16 protein-coding genes are annotated in these 18,986 nt (G+C 68.6%); 4 read left to right on the top strand and 12 right to left on the bottom strand.

The window, feature by feature from the left end; all coding sequences use genetic code 11:
- Positions 1-2: 2 nt before the first annotated feature.
- Genes GVV86_RS02540 through pgl form a run of 4 tightly spaced genes read left to right on the top strand, consistent with a single transcriptional unit; the run spans position 3 to position 4,921 of the window.
- On the top strand, positions 3-1,646 hold the full coding sequence (locus GVV86_RS02540; RefSeq protein ID WP_159801258.1) for a glucose-6-phosphate isomerase: 1,644 nt from the start codon (positions 3-5) through the stop codon (positions 1,644-1,646).
- A 2-nt stretch (positions 1,647-1,648) separates the two neighbouring features.
- On the top strand, positions 1,649-3,193 hold the full coding sequence (gene zwf, locus GVV86_RS02535) for a glucose-6-phosphate dehydrogenase (RefSeq protein WP_159616363.1): 1,545 nt from the start codon (positions 1,649-1,651) through the stop codon (positions 3,191-3,193).
- Positions 3,190-4,131: a glucose-6-phosphate dehydrogenase assembly protein OpcA gene (locus GVV86_RS02530; protein ID WP_159616361.1), complete on the top strand. Its 942-nt coding sequence runs from the start codon at positions 3,190-3,192 to the stop codon at positions 4,129-4,131. Before zwf ends, GVV86_RS02530 begins: the two co-directional genes overlap by 4 nt.
- The gene (gene pgl / locus GVV86_RS02525; protein ID WP_159616359.1) at positions 4,121-4,921 is read left to right on the top strand and encodes a 6-phosphogluconolactonase; all 801 of its coding nucleotides are present in this window, start codon (positions 4,121-4,123) and stop codon (positions 4,919-4,921) included. Before GVV86_RS02530 ends, pgl begins: the two co-directional genes overlap by 11 nt.
- A 151-nt stretch (positions 4,922-5,072) precedes the next feature.
- On the opposite strand, the gene secG is transcribed toward pgl, so the two are convergent.
- From secG to uvrA, 12 genes are all read right to left on the bottom strand, one after another.
- The gene (secG, locus tag GVV86_RS02520; RefSeq protein ID WP_159616358.1) at positions 5,073-5,324 is read right to left on the bottom strand and encodes a preprotein translocase subunit SecG; all 252 of its coding nucleotides are present in this window, start codon (positions 5,322-5,324) and stop codon (positions 5,073-5,075) included.
- Positions 5,325-5,369: 45 nt separating this feature from the next.
- Complete coding sequence (tpiA, locus tag GVV86_RS02515; RefSeq protein ID WP_159801257.1) at positions 5,370-6,185, bottom strand: triose-phosphate isomerase; 816 nt, start codon at positions 6,183-6,185, stop codon at positions 5,370-5,372.
- A gap of 86 nt (positions 6,186-6,271) precedes the next feature.
- Complete coding sequence (locus GVV86_RS02510) at positions 6,272-7,513, bottom strand: phosphoglycerate kinase (protein WP_159616356.1); 1,242 nt, start codon at positions 7,511-7,513, stop codon at positions 6,272-6,274.
- A 4-nt stretch (positions 7,514-7,517) separates the two neighbouring features.
- Positions 7,518-8,525, bottom strand: coding sequence for a type I glyceraldehyde-3-phosphate dehydrogenase (gene gap, locus GVV86_RS02505; protein ID WP_159801255.1), 1,008 nt, complete (start codon positions 8,523-8,525; stop codon positions 7,518-7,520).
- 210 nt (positions 8,526-8,735) lie between these two features.
- Positions 8,736-9,365, bottom strand: a complete 630-nt coding sequence (locus tag GVV86_RS02500) for a superoxide dismutase (RefSeq protein ID WP_159616354.1) — start codon at positions 9,363-9,365, stop codon at positions 8,736-8,738.
- Positions 9,366-9,488: 123 nt separating this feature from the next.
- A complete protein-coding gene (gene whiA / locus GVV86_RS02495; RefSeq protein WP_120168237.1) occupies positions 9,489-10,469 on the bottom strand; it encodes a DNA-binding protein WhiA in 981 nt (326 codons plus the stop codon).
- 10 nt (positions 10,470-10,479) lie between these two features.
- Complete coding sequence (locus tag GVV86_RS02490; RefSeq protein WP_159616353.1) at positions 10,480-11,511, bottom strand: gluconeogenesis factor YvcK family protein; 1,032 nt, start codon at positions 11,509-11,511, stop codon at positions 10,480-10,482.
- Complete coding sequence (gene rapZ, locus GVV86_RS02485; RefSeq protein WP_159616352.1) at positions 11,511-12,410, bottom strand: RNase adapter RapZ; 900 nt, start codon at positions 12,408-12,410, stop codon at positions 11,511-11,513. Before rapZ ends, GVV86_RS02490 begins: the two co-directional genes overlap by 1 nt.
- 72 nt (positions 12,411-12,482) lie before the next feature.
- A complete protein-coding gene (gene uvrC / locus GVV86_RS02480) occupies positions 12,483-14,522 on the bottom strand; it encodes an excinuclease ABC subunit UvrC (protein WP_159801253.1) in 2,040 nt (679 codons plus the stop codon).
- A gap of 102 nt (positions 14,523-14,624) precedes the next feature.
- On the bottom strand, positions 14,625-15,293 hold the full coding sequence (locus GVV86_RS02475; RefSeq protein ID WP_159801251.1) for a lysophospholipid acyltransferase family protein: 669 nt from the start codon (positions 15,291-15,293) through the stop codon (positions 14,625-14,627).
- A complete protein-coding gene (locus tag GVV86_RS02470) occupies positions 15,280-15,951 on the bottom strand; it encodes an HAD hydrolase-like protein (RefSeq protein ID WP_159801249.1) in 672 nt (223 codons plus the stop codon). Before GVV86_RS02470 ends, GVV86_RS02475 begins: the two co-directional genes overlap by 14 nt.
- Positions 15,952-16,010: 59 nt before the next feature.
- Positions 16,011-18,920: an excinuclease ABC subunit UvrA gene (gene uvrA / locus GVV86_RS02465; protein ID WP_159801247.1), complete on the bottom strand. Its 2,910-nt coding sequence runs from the start codon at positions 18,918-18,920 to the stop codon at positions 16,011-16,013.
- Between the last annotated feature and the right edge of the window lie 66 nt (positions 18,921-18,986).

Genomic DNA, 18,986 nt, shown 5'->3' with positions numbered 1-18,986 from the left:
CGATGGGTTCATTCGAGCTCGCCGCCTCCGGCGCGGCCGCGGACGCGGTCGACGCATCACTTCCCACCCTGGTCGAGGACAAGGTCGCCTCCCGGCTCATGGCCAAGGACGCCACCCTCTGGGGCCCCGACGCCGAGCCTGAGGCCTCCATCCGCCTCGGCTGGATCGACCTGTTTGACGAGTCACGCGCGCTGATCCCGCAGATCGCACAGCTCCGCGGGGAGCTCGCGGCCGAGGGCGTCTCCCGGTTCGTGCTGTGCGGCATGGGCGGGTCCTCCCTGGCCCCCGAGGTCATCACCCGGACCGCGGGGGTCGACCTCGTGGTCCTCGACTCGACCGACCCCGACCAGGTCAGCGCCGCCCTCGCGGAGCGCCTCGCCGAGACGGCGATCGTGGTGTCCTCGAAGTCGGGCTCCACCGTTGAAACCGACTCGCAGCGCCGGGCTTTCGAGAAAGCGTTCACCGACGCCGGCATCGACGCGAAGTCCCGCATCATCATCGTCACCGATCCCGGTTCGCCGCTCGACGGTTCAGCGAGGGAGGCCGGCTACCGCCAGGTCTTCAACGCCAACCCGCACGTCGGCGGACGCTACTCGGCCCTGACCGCGTTCGGACTGGTCCCCTCGGGCCTTGCCGGCGCCGACATCGAAGCCCTCGTGGCCGATGCCGAGGAGATCTCCGAGTTCCTCAGTGAGGACGGCCCCGACAACGCCGGCCTGCGGCTGGGCGCCGTGCTCGGCGGCACCAAGCCGCTGCGCGACAAGATCGTCTTCGCCGACGGCGGCTCCGGCCTGCCGGGCTTCGCCGACTGGGCCGAGCAGCTCATCGCGGAGTCAACCGGGAAGCTCGGCACGGGCCTGCTGCCCGTCGTGGCCTCCCTGGACTCCCCCGAGGTCGCCACGGTGGCCGACGACGTCGTCCCGGTCGTCCTGGCCGGTTCCGACGCCGAGGTGTCCGCCGACGGACAGACCCGCGCGGTGGTGAGTGGATCGCTGGGAAGCCAGATGTTCGTCTGGGAGTTCGCCACCGCGGTCGCGGGCCGGCTGCTGGGAATCAACCCCTTCGACCAGCCCGACGTGGAGGCGGCGAAGAAGGCCGCCCGCGGCCTGCTTGACTCCCAGCCCGCTCCGGCTCCGGCGAACTTCGTCGACGGCGCCATCGAGATCCGCGGCGACGCGGAACTGCTCGGGAACGCCACCACCGTCGGGGACGCCCTCCAGGCTCTCCTGGGCACCCTCGAACCCACCGGCTACCTGTCGGTTCAGGCCTACCTGGACCGGCACGCCCAGGCACCGCTCGAGGAACTGCGCAGCCCGCTGGCCGCCCTGACCGGCCGGCCCGTCACCTTCGGCTGGGGCCCGCGGTTCCTCCACTCGACCGGCCAGTTCCACAAGGGTGGCCCGGCCTCCGGGGTGTACCTCCAGATCACCGGCGCCGCCGGCTCCGACCTGGAGATCCCGGGACTGCCCTTCACCTTCGGGGAACTGATCTCGGCCCAGGCCGCCGGGGACGCCCAGGTGCTCGAGACCCACGGCCGGCCCGTGGTCCGCCTGCACCTGACAGACCGCGCGGCGGGGCTGAGCCAGCTCAGCGGCGTCATTGACTTCCTGGCCGGAGCCGGCCGGGAATCCCAGCAGAACGGCTAGCCATGCACGAGACCCTTCCCCCCAAACAGGCAAACCCCCTGCGGGATCCCCGCGACCGGCGCCTGAGCCGGATCGCGGGGCCGTCGTCGCTGGTGCTCTTCGGAGTCACCGGTGACCTCGCCCGCAAGAAGCTCATGCCCGCCGTGTACGACCTCGCCAACCGCGGCCTGCTCCCGCCCAGCTTCGCCCTCATCGGGTTCGGCCGGCGCGACTGGACGCACGAGCAGTTCGCCGAGGAGGTCCGAAACTCCGTCAAGCAGTATGCGCGCACCCCGTTTAACGACACGGTGTGGGAGCAGCTCGAGGCCGGAATCCGTTTCGTCCAAGGCAACTTCGACGACGACGACGCGTACGTCCGCCTCCAGGAGTCGCTGAGCGAGCTCGACGAGACCCGGGGAACGCGCGGAAACCACGCGTTCTACCTCTCGATTCCGCCGAAGGCCTTCGAGATTGTGTGCCAGAAGCTGTCCGAGCACGGGCTCGCCGAGCCCCGAGACGGCCAGTGGCGGCGCGTTGTCATCGAAAAGCCGTTCGGACACAACCTCGAGTCGGCCCGGGAACTGAACAACATCGTCGAGCAGGTCTTCCCGCCGGACGCGGTGTTCCGCATCGACCACTACCTTGGCAAGGAGACGGTCCAGAACATCCTGGCCCTGCGCTTCGCCAACCAGCTGTTCGAGCCGCTGTGGAACGCCAACTATGTCGACCACGTGCAGATCACCATGGCCGAGGACATCGGCATCGGCGGACGCGCCGGGTACTACGACGGCGTCGGCGCCGCTCGGGACGTCATTCAGAACCACCTGCTGCAGCTGCTCGCCCTCACGGCCATGGAGGAGCCCATCTCCTTCAACGCCGAGGACCTGCGCGCGGAGAAGGAGAAGGTCCTCGCCGCCGTGCGGCTCCCCGAGGACCTGACCTGCTACTCCGCCCGCGGCCAGTACGACAGCGGCTGGCAGGGCGGCGAGGAAGTCAAGGGCTTCCTCGACGAGGACGGCATCCCGGCCGATTCCACGACGGAGAGCTTCGCCGCGATCCGCCTGGACATCAACACCCGCCGGTGGAGCGGTGTGCCGTTCTACCTGCGCGCCGGCAAGCGCCTTGGCCGCCGCGTCACGGAAATCGCGGTCGTGTTTAAGCGCGCCCCGAACCTGCTTTTCCTCGACCACAACGAGGACGACTTCGGCCAGAACGCCGTCGTCATCCGCGTCCAGCCCGACGAGGGGGCGACGATCCGGTTCGGTTCGAAGGTTCCGGGCACGCAAATGGAGGTCCGCGACGTCACCATGGACTTCGGGTACGGCCACTCCTTCACGGAGTCCAGCCCCGAGGCCTACGAGCGGCTGATCCTCGATGTGCTGCTGGGCGAACCGCCGCTGTTCCCGCGCCAGCAGGAGGTCGAACTGTCCTGGCAGATCCTGGATCCCTTCGAGAAGTTCTGGGCGTCGCTGGACGAGCAGCCCGAAAAGTACAGGCCGGGCAGTTGGGGTCCATCCTCCGCCGATGAGCTGCTGGCCGCCGATGGCAGAAGCTGGAGAAGGCCATGATCGTAGATCTTCCGAATACCACCACCTCGAAGGTCTCCAAGGAGATCACGAGCCTGCGCGACCGGGGCGGCGTCGTCGCCCTCGGCCGGGTGCTCACCCTCGTGGTGATCACCCGCGCCGGGGCCGAGGAGGAGGCGATCCGGGCAGCGAACGAAGCGAGCCGGGAGCACCCCTGCCGCATCATCGTGCTGGCCCAGGGATCGCCCGATGACCCCACGCGCCTCGACGGCCAGATCCGGGTGGGCGGTGACGCCGGCGCCTCCGAGGTGATCGTGCTCCGCGGCTCCGGGGACCTGGCAAACGAGAATGAGTCCCTCGTGTCGGCCCTGCTGCTGCCGGACGCCCCAATCGTGGCCTGGTGGCCGCACCACATGCCGGCGGCGGCGGCCCAGACCTCCATCGGGGCCATCGCCCACCGCCGGATCACCGATTCCTCCAACGAGGCGGACCCGGCCGCGGCGCTGTTCACCCTGCAGAAGACCTATTCAGCAGGCGACACGGACCTGGCCTGGACGCGCCTGACGAACTGGCGCATTCAGCTCGCGGCCGTCCTCGACCAGGCCGAACCGTCGACGATCACCGAGGTGACGGTCGAAGGCGCCGAGGATTCCCCCAGCACGGTCCTCCTGGCCGCGTGGCTGACCCAGGCACTGGATGCGCCGGTGACGATTGCCGCCGGTCCCGCCGGTACCGGGCTGCACCGGGTTCGGCTCGCCCGGGACAACGGGGACATCGAGCTTCACCGTCCGGGCAGGGATGTGGCCGAGCTGCACCAGCCCGGCCAGCCGGTCCAGCGGATTTCGCTGCCGCGCCGCAGCCTTGAAGAGTGCCTCGCCGAGGAGCTTCGTCGACTTGACCCGGACGACGTATTCGGGGAAGTTATCACCGAAGGCCTTGCGAAAACGAACCTAAGGAGCGTACAGACCAGTGAACGCTGAGCCAAAGATCAGTATCCACCCCGGCCCGACCCTGCTTGCCGCCTCAGTGGCGTCTCGCCTGATCACCCGACTCGTCGATGTGCAGAACGAGCGCGGGACGGCCACGGTGGTGCTGACCGGAGGCTCCATCGGCACGGCTGCCCTGAAGGCCGTGTGGGACTCCCCCACCTGCCGGACGGTGGACTGGTCGCAGGTGCACTTCTGGTGGGGCGACGAGCGGTTCCTGCCGGCCGGTCATCCCGACCGCAATGCGGTGCAGGCCCGTGAGGCACTGCTGAACCACCTTGCCGTGGATCCGGCGAAGGTCCACGAGTTCGGCTCCAGCGACCAGTTCCCCGACCAGGACGCCGCCGCCGCCGATTACGCGGCACGGCTGCAGGAAGCGGCCGACGCGGAAGCGTTGGACGACGCCGCCGATCCGCGGCTCCCGCGGTTCGACGTGCTGATGCTCGGCGTCGGCCCGGACGCCCACATCGCCTCGCTCTTCCCGGAGCTGGCGGGGATCCGGACGAAGGGCTCGACCGTCGTGGGCGTCGCCGACGCACCCAAGCCGCCGCCGGAGAGGATCTCCCTCACGCTGGAGAGCATTCGCTCGGCGGAGGAGGTCTGGCTGGCGGTGGCCGGTGAGGACAAGGCCGGAGCGGTGGGCCTGGCCCTTGCCGGTGCCGGTTCTGTCCAGGTTCCCGCCGCCGGTGCCCGCGGCCGGAACAAGACCCTGTGGCTGATCGACCAGGAGGCTGCCGTGCAGCTCCCGGGCCGCCTGATCAACCGCGAGGACGCCGAGCAGTAGCAGGCCCTCGGGCGGACACGCTCGCCCGCTGACGACAAAGCCCCGCCGCTTCCATCCGGAAGCGGCGGGGCTTTCTCGTTAGGGCTTGACTGTTCGTTCCGGTGACGTGCGGTTCATTCCGCACGCTGCGGGGTCGGGGCGGTCCTGAGGGTCAGGAGTCGCCGAGGAACCGCTGGATCAGTCCAAGAGCGATGATCACGGTGCCCCAGGCCAGGCCCAGCGCCACGGTGAAACGGTTCAGGTTGCGCTCGGCAACTCCTGAGGAGCCCATGCTTGAGGTCATGCCGCCGCCGAACATGTCGGACATGCCGCCGCCGCGGCCCTTGTGCAGCAGGATCAGCAGCGTCAGGAGCAGGCTGGTGACGCCCAGCAGTACGAGCAGGATGATTCGGAGAATTTCCACGGGGCCCTTTCAAGGCTGAGACCCGCCGGTGGCGGGGAGGCGCGACTAGCCTGTGACCAGGTGCTGTTCGAACCTGACAATACTAGCAAACTCGGACACGTCGAGGCTCGCACCGCCGACGAGCACGCCGTCGACGTCGCGTTCCTTGAGGATGGCTCCGGCGTTGGCGGCCTTGACCGATCCGCCATAGAGCAGGCGGACCTTCGCGGCCGTGTCGCCGTCGAAGAGTTCGCCCAGTTCGGCGCGGATCGCCGCGCACATCTCCTGGGCGTCCTGCGGTCCGGCCACCTCGCCGGTGCCGATCGCCCAGACGGGCTCGTAGGCCACGACAAGCCCGGCGGCCTGACCGGCGTCGAGGCCGGCCACGCCCCGGCGGAGCTGTTCGAGGGTGTGCTCCACGTGGGTGCCGGCCTGGCGGATCTCAAGGCCCTCCCCGACGCAGAGCACGGGCACGAGGTCGTGCCGGTACGCGGCGTGCACCTTGGTGTTGAGCAGCTCGTCGGATTCGGCGTGGACAGTGCGGCGCTCGGAATGGCCCACCAGCACGTACGTGCAGCCGAGGCGCTTCAGGAACTGCCCGGAGATGTCCCCGGTGTAGGCGCCGGAGTCGTGCGGGGAGAGGTCCTGCCCGCCGTACACCACGGGCAGGTCGTCGCCCTTCACGAGGGTCTGCACACCGCGCAGGTCGGTGAACGGAGGGAACACCGACACATCAACCCTGCCGAAGTCGTGGTTGGCGTCGTCGAGGGTCCACGCGAGCTTCTGCAGGAACGTGATGGCCTGGACATGGTCAAGGTTCATCTTCCAGTTACCGGCGATCAGGGGGCGCCGGTCGAATACGCCGTTCGTCGAGGTGGTCATAGCGAACTCTCTTTCAGTCGTCAGGAGCCGCAGGACCCACCCGTGCGGGCGGGTCCTGCGGCGGAAATGTTCCCGTGCCGGTGGCCTCAGGCGCGCTCGAGCGCCGTCAGGCCGGGAAGCTCCTTGCCTTCGAGGTATTCGAGGCTTGCCCCACCTCCGGTGGAGATGTGGCCGAACTGGGAGTCCTCGAACCCGAGGCCCCGGACCGCGGCGGCGGAGTCTCCCCCACCCACCACCGTCAGGGCGCCGTTGTGCTGCGCCTCGACGAGGGCCTGCGCAACCACGCGGGTCCCCTCGGCGAACGCCTCGAACTCGAACACGCCCATGGGCCCGTTCCAGAACACGGTCTTCGCCTGCGCGATGTGCGCCGCGAAATCGGAGCCGCTGGCCGGTCCGATGTCGAGGCCGATCCCGCCGGCGCCGTAGGGGCCGGACTCGATCGCATCCGCCGCCAGCACACTGGAGCCGGCGTCGGCCGCGAACTTCTCGGCGACCACGATATCCGTCGGGAAGACGAACTCGGTGCCCGCCTCGGCCGCCCGGTCGAGGTAGCCGCGCACCGTATCCAGCTGGTCGGCCTCAAGCAGGCAGCCACCCACCTTGTGCCCCTGGGCGGCCAGGAATGTGAAGACCATTCCTCCGCCGATCAGGAGCCGGTCGGCCTTGCCCAGCAGGTTCTCGATGACCGCCAGCTTGTCGGAGACCTTCGATCCGCCCAGGACGACCACGAAAGGCCGCTCGGGGTCCGTGGTCAGCCGCTGGAGCACCTCGACCTCCGCCTTTACCAGGTCGCCCTGGTAGGAGGGAAGGATCGCGGCGAGGTCGTACACGCTTGCATGCTTGCGGTGCACGGCACCGAAAGCGTCGTTGACGTACGCCCCCGAGCTGCCGGCGAGCCCCGCGAGCTCGTGTGCGAGTGCTGCGCGTTCGCCCTCGTCCTTGCTGGTCTCGCGCGGGTCGAACCGCACGTTCTCGAGCACCAGGACCTCACCGTCGGAGAGGGCCTGGGCTGCTGCCCGTGCCTGCTCGCCGGCGGTATCCCCCGCGAGCGTCACGGGGAAGTCCGCAAGCTCGGCCAGGCGGTCGACGGCGGGGCGGAGCGAATACTTCGCCTCGGGCGCACCCTTGGGACGCCCGAGGTGAGCCATCACGATGACGGCGGCGCCTGCCTCGCTGAGCTTGCGCAGCACGGGAAGCGACGCCCGGAGGCGCCCGTCGTCGGTGACCCGCTGGGAGCCGTCAAGGGGAACGTTGAGGTCCGAGCGGACCAGGATCCGCCGGCCGCGGACCCCTTCCGCCAGGAGGTCGTCAATCGATGCGTAGCCCACCGGGTCAGGAGAGCTTGGAAGCGACGATTTCGGTGAGGTCAACGAGGCGGTTCGAGTAGCCCCACTCGTTGTCGTACCAGGACACAACCTTGACCTGGTTGCCGATGACCTTGGTCAGCCCGGAGTCGAAGATCGAGGACGCCGGGTCTCCGACGATGTCCGAGGACACGATCGGGTCCTCGGTGTAGGTCAGGTAGCCCTTCAGGGGGCCTTCGGCGGCGGCCTTGTAGGCGGCGTTGACCTCGTCGACGGTGACCTCCCGGCCGACCGTGACGGTCAGGTCGGTGGCCGAGCCGGTGGGTACGGGGACGCGGATGGCATACCCGTCGAGCTTGCCCTTGAGCTCGGGCAGGACCAGGCCGATGGCCTTGGCGGCTCCGGTGGAGGTCGGCACCATGTTGATGCCGGCCGCGCGGGCGCGGCGCAGGTCCTTGTGCGGCCCGTCCTGGAGGTTCTGGTCAGCCGTGTAGGCGTGGACGGTGGTCATCAGACCGCGTTCGATGCCGAATGAGTCCTGGAGGACCTTCGCCAGCGGGCCCAGGCAGTTGGTGGTGCAGGAGGCATTGGAGATGATGTGGTGGTTCGCCGGGTCGTAGTCCCCGTCATTGACGCCCAGGACCACGGTGAAGTCCTCGTCGGAGGCCGGAGCCGAGATCAGGACCTTCTTCGCCCCCGCGTCGATGTGCTTCTGCGCATCGGAGGCCTTGGTGAAGAACCCCGTGGATTCGATCACGATGTCAACGCCCAGGTCGGCCCAGGGCAGGCTTGCGGGGTCGCGCTCGGCAAGGACCTTGATCCGCTTGCCGTCGACCACGAGGTCCCCGCCGTCGGCCTCAACGCTCACGCCCAGGCGCCCTGCAACGGAGTCGTACTTGAGCAGGTGGGCCAGGGTCTCGGGGCTGGTGAGGTCATTGACCGCCACGATTTCCAGATCCGCGCCCTGATCGAGCACCGCCCTGAAGTAGTTACGGCCGATCCGGCCAAAGCCATTGATTCCAATACGGGTAGTCACTGGTTTCCATCTCCTTATTAAGTGAGGCTGCCGGGCCTCCGGCCTGTCCGGCCGGTCCGGCAGCTGCTTGCGCTGCACGCCGTTGTGCGGGTCCGATGATCCTTTTCGGTCCATCAGGTTCTGCGGTGCGTCGGGGCGGGGGCCTGCGCCCCCACCCCGACGCGCGTGCCCGACCCGCAGGGGCGGGCACAGGCGGAACGCAACCGGGCGTTAGACGCCGGGGACGACCAGGCTCGATGCGCCGGACCGGGCGCGGTCAAACCGTGCCGCGACGTCGGTCCAGTTCACGATATTCCAGAAGGCCTTGACGTAATCGGCCTTGACATTCACGTAGTCGAGGTAGAAGGCGTGCTCCCACATGTCGAGCATGAGCAGCGGAATGGTTCCGACCGGAACGTTGCCCTGCTGATCGTAGAGCTGCTCGATCACAATGTTGCCGCCGAGCGGCTCGTAGGCGAGGACCGCCCAGCCGGAGCCCTGAAGGCTGATGGCGGCGGCGTTGAAGTGGCTGCGGAAAGCCTCGAAGGAACCGAACGCGTCGTCGAGTGCGGCAGCCAGCTCACCGGTGGGGAGGTCCCCTCCGTCCGGGGAGAGGTTCTTCCAGAAGATCGAGTGGTTGGTGTGGCCGCCAAGGTGGAAGGCCAGGTCCTTCGACAGCTTGGGAATATTCCCAAATTCACCCTTTTCGCGGGCCTCCGCCAGCTGTGCCAGCGCGTCGTTGGCACCCTTGACATAGGTGGCGTGGTGCTTGCTGTGGTGCAGCTCCATAATCCGCGCGGAGATATGCGGTTCAAGGGCCGCATAATCATAATCAAGGTCGGGCAGCATGTACTGGCTCACGAATTTCCTCCATCTAATGGTGTACCTTTCCGGGGCCGCTTCCGGGCCGGTGAAGGCCGGAGAAGAACCGCCGTGGTCCCGCCGCCGAAGCGGCAGGCTTGCCCTCCCATCCTATGCAACGATTCACTCGTCCAGCATGTCGGCGGTGACATTGGCGTCGGTTCCCGGAATCCCGATCTCCTGCGCCCGCTTGTCGGCCATGGCCAGCAGCCGGCGGATCCTGCCCGCGATGGCGTCCTTCGTCATCGGAGGGTCGGCGAGCCGGCCGAGTTCGTCGAGGCTTGCCTGCTTGTGGCCGACCCGCAGCTCCCCCGCGTACCGGAGGTGCTCCGGGACGGACTCGCCGAGGATCTCGAGCGCCCGCTCCACGCGGGCCCCGGCGGCCACCGCTGCCTGCGCGGACCGGCGCAGGTTGGCGTCGTCGAAGTTCGCCAGCCGGTTCGCCGTGGCACGGACCTCCTTCCGCATCCGCCGTTCCTCCCACACCATGAGGGCGTCGTGGGCGCCCATGCGGGTGAGCAGCGCCGCAATGGTGTCCCCGTCGCGGATCACCACGCGGTCCACGCCCCGGACCTCCCGCGCCTTGGCGGCGATGCCGAGGCGGCGGGCGGCGCCCACGAGGGCCAGCGCGGATTCCGGGCCCGGGCAGGTCACCTCGAGGGAGGACGAGCGGCCCGGCTCGGTCAGGGACCCGTGTGCCAGGAACGCGCCGCGCCAGACGGCCTCGGCGTCGGCCGCGGAACCGTTGACGACGGCGGAGGGCAGCCCGCGCACGGGCCTGCCGCGGGTATCGAGCAGGCCCGTCTGACGGGCGAGGGACTCACCGTCGCGCACCACCCGAACCACGTAGCGGTTGCCGCGGCGCAGGCCGCCGCCGGACACAACGATGATTTCGCTGTTGTGCCCGTAGACCTCGGCAATGGCCGAGCGGACCCGGCGTGCCGTCGACGCGAGGTCGACCTCCGCTTCGATCACGATCCGGCCCGAAATGATGTGCAGCCCGCCGGCGAACCGCAACAGGGCGGACACCTCGGCCTTGCGTACCGAGGACTTTTTAACTTCGAGGTGCGAGAGCTCCTCTTTGACGTCCGCAGTCAGCGCCACCAGTTCACTCCTAGTTCTCCCCAAACATGTCTTTGTACGCCGTTGCGAGACGAAGCGGATCATGGACGGGTTTTCCGGTTGAAGAACCCACTTTACCCAGAACGGCCCGGCCCCCCATCCCGGCGACCGCCGCCTCGAACTGGGCACGGTCTCCCACGACCGCAGGATCGGCCAGCACGACGTCCACGGTGAACTCCGGCGCGTAGCGCTTGATCACGGCGAGGTGGTCCACGGCGGTCATGCCCTGGGTCTCCTTGGTGTCATTCGTCATATTCATCGTCAGGCACCGTTTGGCGGAGGTGCGGCAGAGCGCGTCACGGAGCTCGGGAAGCAGCAGGTGCGGCAGCACCGAGGTGTACCAGGAGCCCGGGCCGAGGATCACCCAGTCGGCCAGTTCGATCGCCTCGAGGGCGTCCTTGCAGGCCGGCGCCGCCTCCGGGAGCAGCCGGACGTTGCTGACATTCCCGCCCTCGGCGGCGACCGCCAGCTGGGCCTGCCCGACGATGGTCTTCACCCGCAGCCCTCCCCCGGACTCGGTGAGGATATCCCCCTCGATGGTCAGGGGCACGCTGGCCATCGGCACGACCTTGCCGCGGGCCCCCAGCAGCGCTCCGGCCCACTGCAGGCCCGCCACTGGGTCGCCGAGCAGCTCCCAGAGGGTCACGATGAGCAGGTTTCCCAGCGCGTGGTTATCGAGCGAGCCGTCGACGCCCTCGGTTGAGGTGAAGCGGTGCTGCATGACGTCGCGCCAGGTGCGGCCCCAGTCCGTGTCATCACACAGGGCGGCAAGCGCCATCCGCAGGTCCCCGGGCGGAAGCACCCCAAGTTCCCTGCGCAGCCGGCCGGAGGACCCGCCGTCGTCGGCGACGGTGACCACGGCGGTGAGGTCCTGGGTCAGCAGGCGCAGCGCGGACAGCGAGGCGGACAGCCCGTGGCCGCCGCCGAGCGCCACCACCGAGGGCGTCTTCTCCACCGGCTCCCCGTCGCGCCGGTTCGCCGTCGGAACAGGGATCAGGGGCAGCGGCCCCGAAAACAGTGCCACTATTCCCGCCCCAGGTCCCGGTGGTGGGAGGCCACCTGCACCCCGGGCAGCTGGGCGAGCCGCTGGGCGATCTCCTCGGTCACCGCAACGGAGCGGTGCTTGCCTCCCGTGCAGCCGACCGCGATCGTGGCGTAGTGCTTGTTCTCGCGGCGGTAGCCGTCGAGCACCGGGATCAGGGCGTTCACGTAGCGGCTGACGAAGTCCGCGGCGCCGGCGGCACCCAGCACGTACTCCCGCACGGGCTCATCGAGCCCGGTCTGCGGGCGGAGCTGCGGCACCCAGTGGGGGTTGGGGATGAACCGGACGTCGGCCACAAAGTTCGCGTCGACGGGGAGGCCGTACTTGAAGCCGAAGCTCAGCACATTGAGCCGCAGCACGATCGGCCCGGACTCCGAAAAGAGTTCGGTGACGGCGGTGGCCAGCGCGTGGACATTGAAGTCGGTCGTGTCCACCACGATGTCGGAAGCGTACTTCACCTCCTTGAGCACGTCCCGTTCGGCGGCGATGCCGTCAAGGATCCGGCCGTCGCCCTGCAGGGGGTGGGGGCGCCTGCCCTGTTCGAACCGGCGGACCAGTTCGGCGTCGTCGGCGTCAAGGAAGAGCACGCGGTAGTTGACCCCGGCCGCACGCAGCGCGGCGAGGGCGGCCTTGATGTCGTTGAACAGCTTCTTGCTCCGCACATCGATCACCACGGCGAGCTTCGGGATGGACTGGGGCATGCGGGCCACCAGCTCGGTCAGCGTCCCGAGCATCTGCGGCGGCAGGTTCTCGACGACGTACCAGCCGTGGTCCTCAAGCGCGTGAGCCGCCGTGCTGCGTCCGGCACCCGACATGCCTGTGACGACCAGCAGCTCCGATTCGGTGGGTTTGACCGGGGTCAGGCTGTCAGCCTCAGTCATGTATGCGTCCGTTCCGGCGTAGGTGGTGCGGATATGCTGCGCCGCAGGCAGCGGGCGCCGTCCTCAGCCTAGCTAAGAATCGAGGATCTCGCCCGTGGTCAGGTTCACAGCGGGAGCAGCGTCCTGCACCGCCCCGCCGGCCAGCCCGTTCCGGATGGCTTCGGCCATGGCCGGACCGATGCCCGGGACCTCCAGCAGGTCCTCCACCGAGGCGGCCTTTAGCTTCTTCACCGACCCGAAGTGCTTCAGCAGGGCCTTGCGCTTCGACGGCCCAAGCCCCGGGATTCCGTCGAGGGCCGATTCGGTCATCGACTTCCCGCGCTTCTGGCGGTGGAAGCTGATGGCGAAGCGGTGGGCCTCGTCCCGGATGCGCTGCAGCAGGAACAGTCCCTCCGAGGCCCGCGGCAGGATGACGGGGAAGTCGCTGCCGGGCACCCACACCTCCTCGAGCCGCTTGGCGAGGCCGACGACGAAGACGTCGTCGATGCCGAGGTCCGCCAGCGCGCGGGAGGCCGCTGCCACCTGGGGCGGGCCGCCGTCGACGACGACCAGGTTCGGCGGGTAGGCGAACCGGTTCTTCGTCGTCGCCGTCGTGGTGTCCGCCAGCGGAACGGCCTCCGCCCCGTCATCCGCGCCGGGGGCCGCCAGGGAACCGGTGCCTTCCCCGTCGGCCGGGGAGCCGGTGCCGTTGCCGGTGTCCTCAGGCATGCGGCCGGCGAGGTAGTTCCGGAACCGGCGGTAGATCACGTCGTACATCGAGGCGGTGTCGTCGCGGGCGGCGTCGCCGGTGATGGAGAAGCGGCGGTATTCCGACTTGCGCGGCAGTCCGTCCTCGACCACCACCATGGAGGCGACGACATTGGTGCCGGAGACGTGGGAGATGTCGAAGCATTCGATGCGCATCAGCGGCTGCGGCAGCTCGAGCGCCTCCTGCAGTTCGGTCAGCGCCGCCGACCGCGTCGTAAGGTCCCCGGCGCGCCGGCTCTTGTGCAGGCGCAGGGAGTCCGCGGCGTTCTGCTGGACCGTGCCCATCAGGGTGGCCTTGTCGCCGCGGACCGGTACCCGCACGTCGACGCGTGCCCCGCGGAGTCCGCGCAGCCACTCAAGGACCTGCTCGGAATTGCTGGGCATCACGGGCACGAGGACCTCGCGTGGAATTCGGTCGTTGCCGGCTCCGCCCTCGCCGTACACCTGCTGCAGGAGGTGCTCCACCAGGTCGGGGGTATCCATGTCCTCGACCTTCTCCACGACCCAGCCGCGCTGGCCGCGGATGCGCCCGCCGCGCACATGGAAGACCTGCGCCGCGGCCTCGAGCTCGTCCTCGGTCAGGGCGAAGATATCGGCGTCGGTGTCCTCGCTGAGGACGACCGTATTGCGTTCGAAGACCCTCCGGAGCGCGGCGATGTCGTCCCGGGTCCGTGCCGCGGCTTCGTAGTCGAGTTCGGCGACCGAGGCGGCCATTTTCGATTCGAGCCCGGTGATGAAGCGCTTGGCCTCGCCCGACATGAATGCCACGAACTCTCCGGCGAGGGCCTTGTGGTCCTCCGGGGAGATCCGCCCGACGCAGGGCGCCGAGCATTTGTCGATGTAGCCCATCAGGCAGGGCCGGCCGGAGCGTTCGGCACGCTGGAAGACGCCGGTGCTGCAGGTGCGCACCGGGAAGACCCGCAGGAGCGTGTCAACGGTCTCCCGGATGGCCTTCGCGGGGTAGAAGGGCCCGAAGTACCGGGTGTCCTTCTTCTTGTCGCCGCGCATCACCTGCACTCGGGGGAACTTCTCCCCCATTGTCACCGCCAGGTACGGGTAGGACTTGTCGTCCCTGAACATCACGTTGAAGCGCGGGTTGAATTCCTTGATCCACGTGTATTCGAGCTGGAGGGCCTCGAGTTCGCTTCCCACGACCGTCCACTCCACGCCGGCGGCGGTGTGGACCATGGCCCGGGTGCGGGGCATCAGCCCCTGCGGGTTCGCGAAGTAGGAATTGAGGCGGGAGCGCAGGTTCTTCGCCTTGCCGACGTAGACGACCCGGCCATGCTCGTCGCGGAACCGGTACACTCCGGGGTCCTGGGGTATTTCCCCCGCCTTGGGGCGGTAGCTTGCTGGGTTTGCCACAGCTCAATCCTATGTTCTTTGACCGGGCGGCCCTGACGCTTCAGCCCTGCGCGCACCGGTGCTGCGGTGCGGGCGCACCGGGCGGCGGAGCGGTGGGGCCCGCTATTCCGCGGGCGCGCCCTTGTTGTAGCTGGCGGAGCGCTGCTGCCCGCTGAGCGCGGCGATGGAGTCCATGATGGTGTCGGTGGCGCTGCGCCGGGCCGGCAGCGGATGGCCCGGTCCGGTCTTCTCGAAGTACAGGGGTGCGCCGATCCTCATGGTGAAGTGCTGGGGCCGGATGCCGTTGCTGCCCGCCGGCTGCAGCGCCTCGGTCCCGATCAGGCCCACCGGGACCACCGGCGCTCCGGTGGTCAGCGCCAGCCAGCCCACGCCGGTCCGTCCCCGGTAGAGCAGCCCGTCGCGGGACCGGGTGCCCTCCGGATAGATGCCGACGCCGCTGCCCTCCTCGAGCAGGTCGAGCAGGGTCTTCAGGGCCTGCACGCTGGCCGCCTGTTCGCCCCGCTGCACCGGAATCGAGCCGACACCCTCGAAGAAGGAGCGCATCATCGCCCCCTTGACGCCGGTGCCGGTGAAGTACTCGGCCTTCGCGAAGAACGCCACCCGGCGCGGCATCAGGGCCTGGATGAGGACGCTGTCGAGGAAGGAGAGGTGGTTGGCCGCGACGATGAACGGACCCTCGGCGGGGACATGCCCGAGCCCTTCAACGGTAGGCCGGCAGAGACCGGCAATGAGGCCGCGCGTGGTGCTGCGGGTGAGGTCATAGATTCCCACGCAGCACCTCCAGGAGCTTGTCTGCGCTGTCGACGACGGCGATCGCGCCGGCCTCCTCGAGCTCGCCGGGAGCGGCGAAGCCCCAGGACACCCCCACGCAGCCAAGCCCATTATCGGCCGCCCCGAGCACGTCGTGCGAGCGGTCCCCGACCATGATCGCGCTGCCGTAGCGGCCTGCGTGTCCCGCCAGCGCCGCAGCGATGATGGGCTTCTTTCCCGGAAGTGCAGCAGCGGCGCGTTCGTCCCGCGGTGCCCCGTGCACCGAGTCGAACAGCCCGATCATTCCCTGGGCCGTCAGCAGTTCCTCGGCGAGCCACTCCGGCTTCTGGGTGGCCACGGCCACCCGGGCCCCGTCCGCGCGCAGCGCGCGCACACAGTCGGCGATCCCCGGGTAGGGGCGGCTCTGGGCCATGCCGATGGAGCGGTAGCCGGCGCGGTAGGCGCCCATCACCGGGTCGATGAGGTGCTCGGGTACGCCGGCGATGCTCCGCAGCGAGGTGACCAGTGCCGGGCCCACCATGCTCGAGAGCACGCGCGGGTCCGGCACGGGCAGCCCGTGCTCCCGCAGGGCCGCTTCGATGCCTCCGGTGATCGACCCGGCGGGGTCGATCAGGGTTCCGTCGAGATCGAAGAGGACGAGCGCCTGCGAATTAGTCACCGGGCAAGTTTGCCACAACGCCCCCCGCCCGCCGCACTCCTATTCCCCGCGGGGAATGTTCAGGAGGACGCCGGGAGGATCTCCGCGAGGAAGGTGCCGGTGTGGCTCCTCTCGCTGCGCGCCACCTGCTCCGGGGTGCCGGTGGCGATGACCTCGCCGCCGCCGGAGCCGCCGTCGGGCCCGAGGTCGATCACCCAGTCCGCGCTCTTGATCACGTCGAGGTTGTGCTCGATCGTGATCACGGTGTTCCCCTTGTCCACCAGGCCCTGCAGGACCAGGAGGAGCTTGCGGATGTCCTCGAAGTGGAGGCCGGTGGTCGGCTCATCGAGCACGTACACGCTGCGGCCGTTGGAGCGCTTCTGCAGCTCGCTGGCGAGCTTGACGCGCTGCGCCTCGCCTCCCGAGAGGGTGGTGGCGGGCTGGCCCAGCCGGACGTAGCCGAGGCCTACCTCGACCAGCGTATTCAGGTGCCGGGCGATCGGGCTGAACGCGGCGAAGAACTCGGCGCCCTCCTCGATCGGCATGTCGAGCACGTCGGCGATGGTCTTGCCCTTGTAGTGCACCTCGAGGGTTTCCCGGTTGTACCGGGCGCCGTGGCAGACCTCGCAGGGCACGTAGACGTCGGGCAGGAAGTTCATCTCGATCTTCAGGGTGCCGTCACCGGAGCAGGCCTCGCAGCGCCCGCCCTTGACGTTGAAGGAGAACCGCCCGGGCAGGTAGCCGCGGACCTTCGCCTCGGTGGTCTCGGCGAAGAGCTTGCGGATATGGTCGAACACCCCGGTGTAGGTTGCGGGGTTGGACCGTGGTGTGCGTCCGATCGGGCTCTGGTCGACGTGGATCACCTTGTCGAGGTGGTCGAGGCCGTCAATGCGCTTGTGCCGCCCCGCGACCTGCTTGGCGCCGTTGAGCTTGTTCGCGAGCACCTTGTACAGGATGTCGTTCACGAGCGTCGACTTGCCGGAGCCGCTGACCCCGGTGACCGCTGTCAGGACGCCGAGCGGGAAGGAGACGTCGAGCTTCTTCAGGTTGTTCTCGCGCGCGCCGACGACCTTCAGCTGGCGCGACCTGTCGATCTTCCGGCGCTTGGCCGGGATCTCGATCTTCCGGCGGCCCGAGAGGTAGTCGCCGGTGATTGACTTCTCGTTGGTGAGCAGGTCCTTGAGCAGGCCGGAGTGGACCACCTCGCCGCCGTGTTCACCGGCGCCGGGGCCGATGTCGACGATCCAGTCCGCCTCGTGGATGGTGTCCTCGTCGTGCTCGACGACGATCAGGGTGTTGCCGAGGTTGCGCAGACGCGTCAGGGTCTCGATCAGGCGCCGGTTGTCACGCTGGTGCAGACCGATCGAGGGCTCGTCGAGCACGTAGAGCACCCCGACGAGGCCTGAGCCGATCTGGGTGGCCAGGCGGATCCGCTGGGCCTCCCCGCCGGAGAGGGTTCCGGCGGCGCGCTCGAGGTTGAGGTACTCGAGGCCGACGTCGAGCAGGAAGGTCAGGCGGGCCTGGATCTCCTTGAGGACCTGGTTGGCGATCTGCGCCTCGCGCCCGGTCAGGACGAGGTTGTTCAGGAAGTCGCTGCAGTCGCGCATCGGCATGGCCGCCACCTCGGCGATGGACCTGCCGTTGATGAGCACCGACAGTGACGCCGGGTTGAGCCGCGCGCCGCCGCATTCGGGGCACGGGATCTGCCGCATGTACTCCTCGTACCGGTCGCGGGCGTGGTCCGACTCGGTTTCGAGGTGCTTGCGGTGAATGTACTGCACGGCCCCCTCGAAACCCGTGCTGTACTTGCGCTCACGACCGAAGCGGTTGCGGTACTGCACCACCACTTTGTGGTCCTTGCCGTACAGGGCCGCCTCGCGGGCACGGTCCGGAAGCTTGCGCCACGGGACGTCCATGCTGAAGTTCAGTTCCTTCGCCAGTCCTTCGAGGAGCCGGGTCCAGTATTCGAGGGTGGCGGTGCCGAGGGACCAGGGGGCGATGGCGCCTTCGGCGAGGCTGAGGTCAGGATTCGGGACGACGAGTTCCTCGTCGACCTCGAGCTTCGTTCCGATGCCGGTGCAGACGGGGCAGGCACCGAACGGGTTATTGAAAGAGAAGGACCGCGGCTCGATCTCGTCGATGGCCAGCGGGTGCTCGTTGGGGCAGGCGAGGTGCTCCGAGAACGCCCGGACCCGCTTGGCGTCGTCGTCGGGCAGGTCGACGAAGTCGGCCAGGACGCGCCCCTCGGCGAGCTTCAGGGCGGTCTCGACCGAATCGGTGAGCCGCTGGGAGATGCCCTCCTTGACCACGAGGCGGTCGATCACCACCTCGATGGTGTGCTTGAACTGCTTGCCAAGCTTCGGCGGGTCGGTCAGCTGGATGAGTTCGCCGTCGACGCGGGCGCGGGAGTAGCCCTTGGCCGAGAGTTCCTGAAACAGGTCGACGAACTCGCCCTTCCGGCCGCGGACCACGGGCGCGAGGATCTGGAAGCGCGTTCCCTCGTCGAGTTCGAGCAGCTGGTCGACAATCTGCTGCGGGGTCTGCTTGGCCACCGGCTCGCCGCAGATGGGGCAGTGCGGGCGGCCCACTCGCGCCCAGAGCAGGCGCATGTAGTCGTAGATCTCGGTGATGGTGCCCACGGTGGACCGCGGGTTCTTGCTCGTGGACTTCTGGTCGATCGACACCGCCGGCGAGAGACCCTCGATGAAGTCGACGTCGGGCTTGTCCACCTGGCCCAGGAACTGGCGTGCGTAGGCCGAGAGCGACTCGACGTACCGGCGCTGGCCCTCGGCGAAGATCGTGTCGAAGGCGAGGGATGACTTCCCCGACCCGGAGAGCCCGGTGAAGACGATGATGGCGTCCCGGGGCATGTCGAGGTCGACGTTCTTGAGGTTGTGCTCGCGCGCACCCTTCACGACGAGGCGCGACAGGTCAGGGTGCGGAATCAACGGGTCAGAAGAGTGCTGTTCCAGGGAGTTGGCTATAGACACCGTTCCACTGTAATTCAATCCCGCTTCGAAGACATATTCGAATACGGTTTAATTCGCGCCACACCG

It is taken from the genome of Arthrobacter zhaoguopingii (genome assembly GCF_009828595.1).
GTDB lineage: Bacteria > Actinomycetota > Actinomycetes > Actinomycetales > Micrococcaceae > Arthrobacter_D > Arthrobacter_D zhaoguopingii.
Note: the sequence above shows the minus strand (reverse complement) of the source record. Positions and strands in the feature narration are given on the sequence as shown.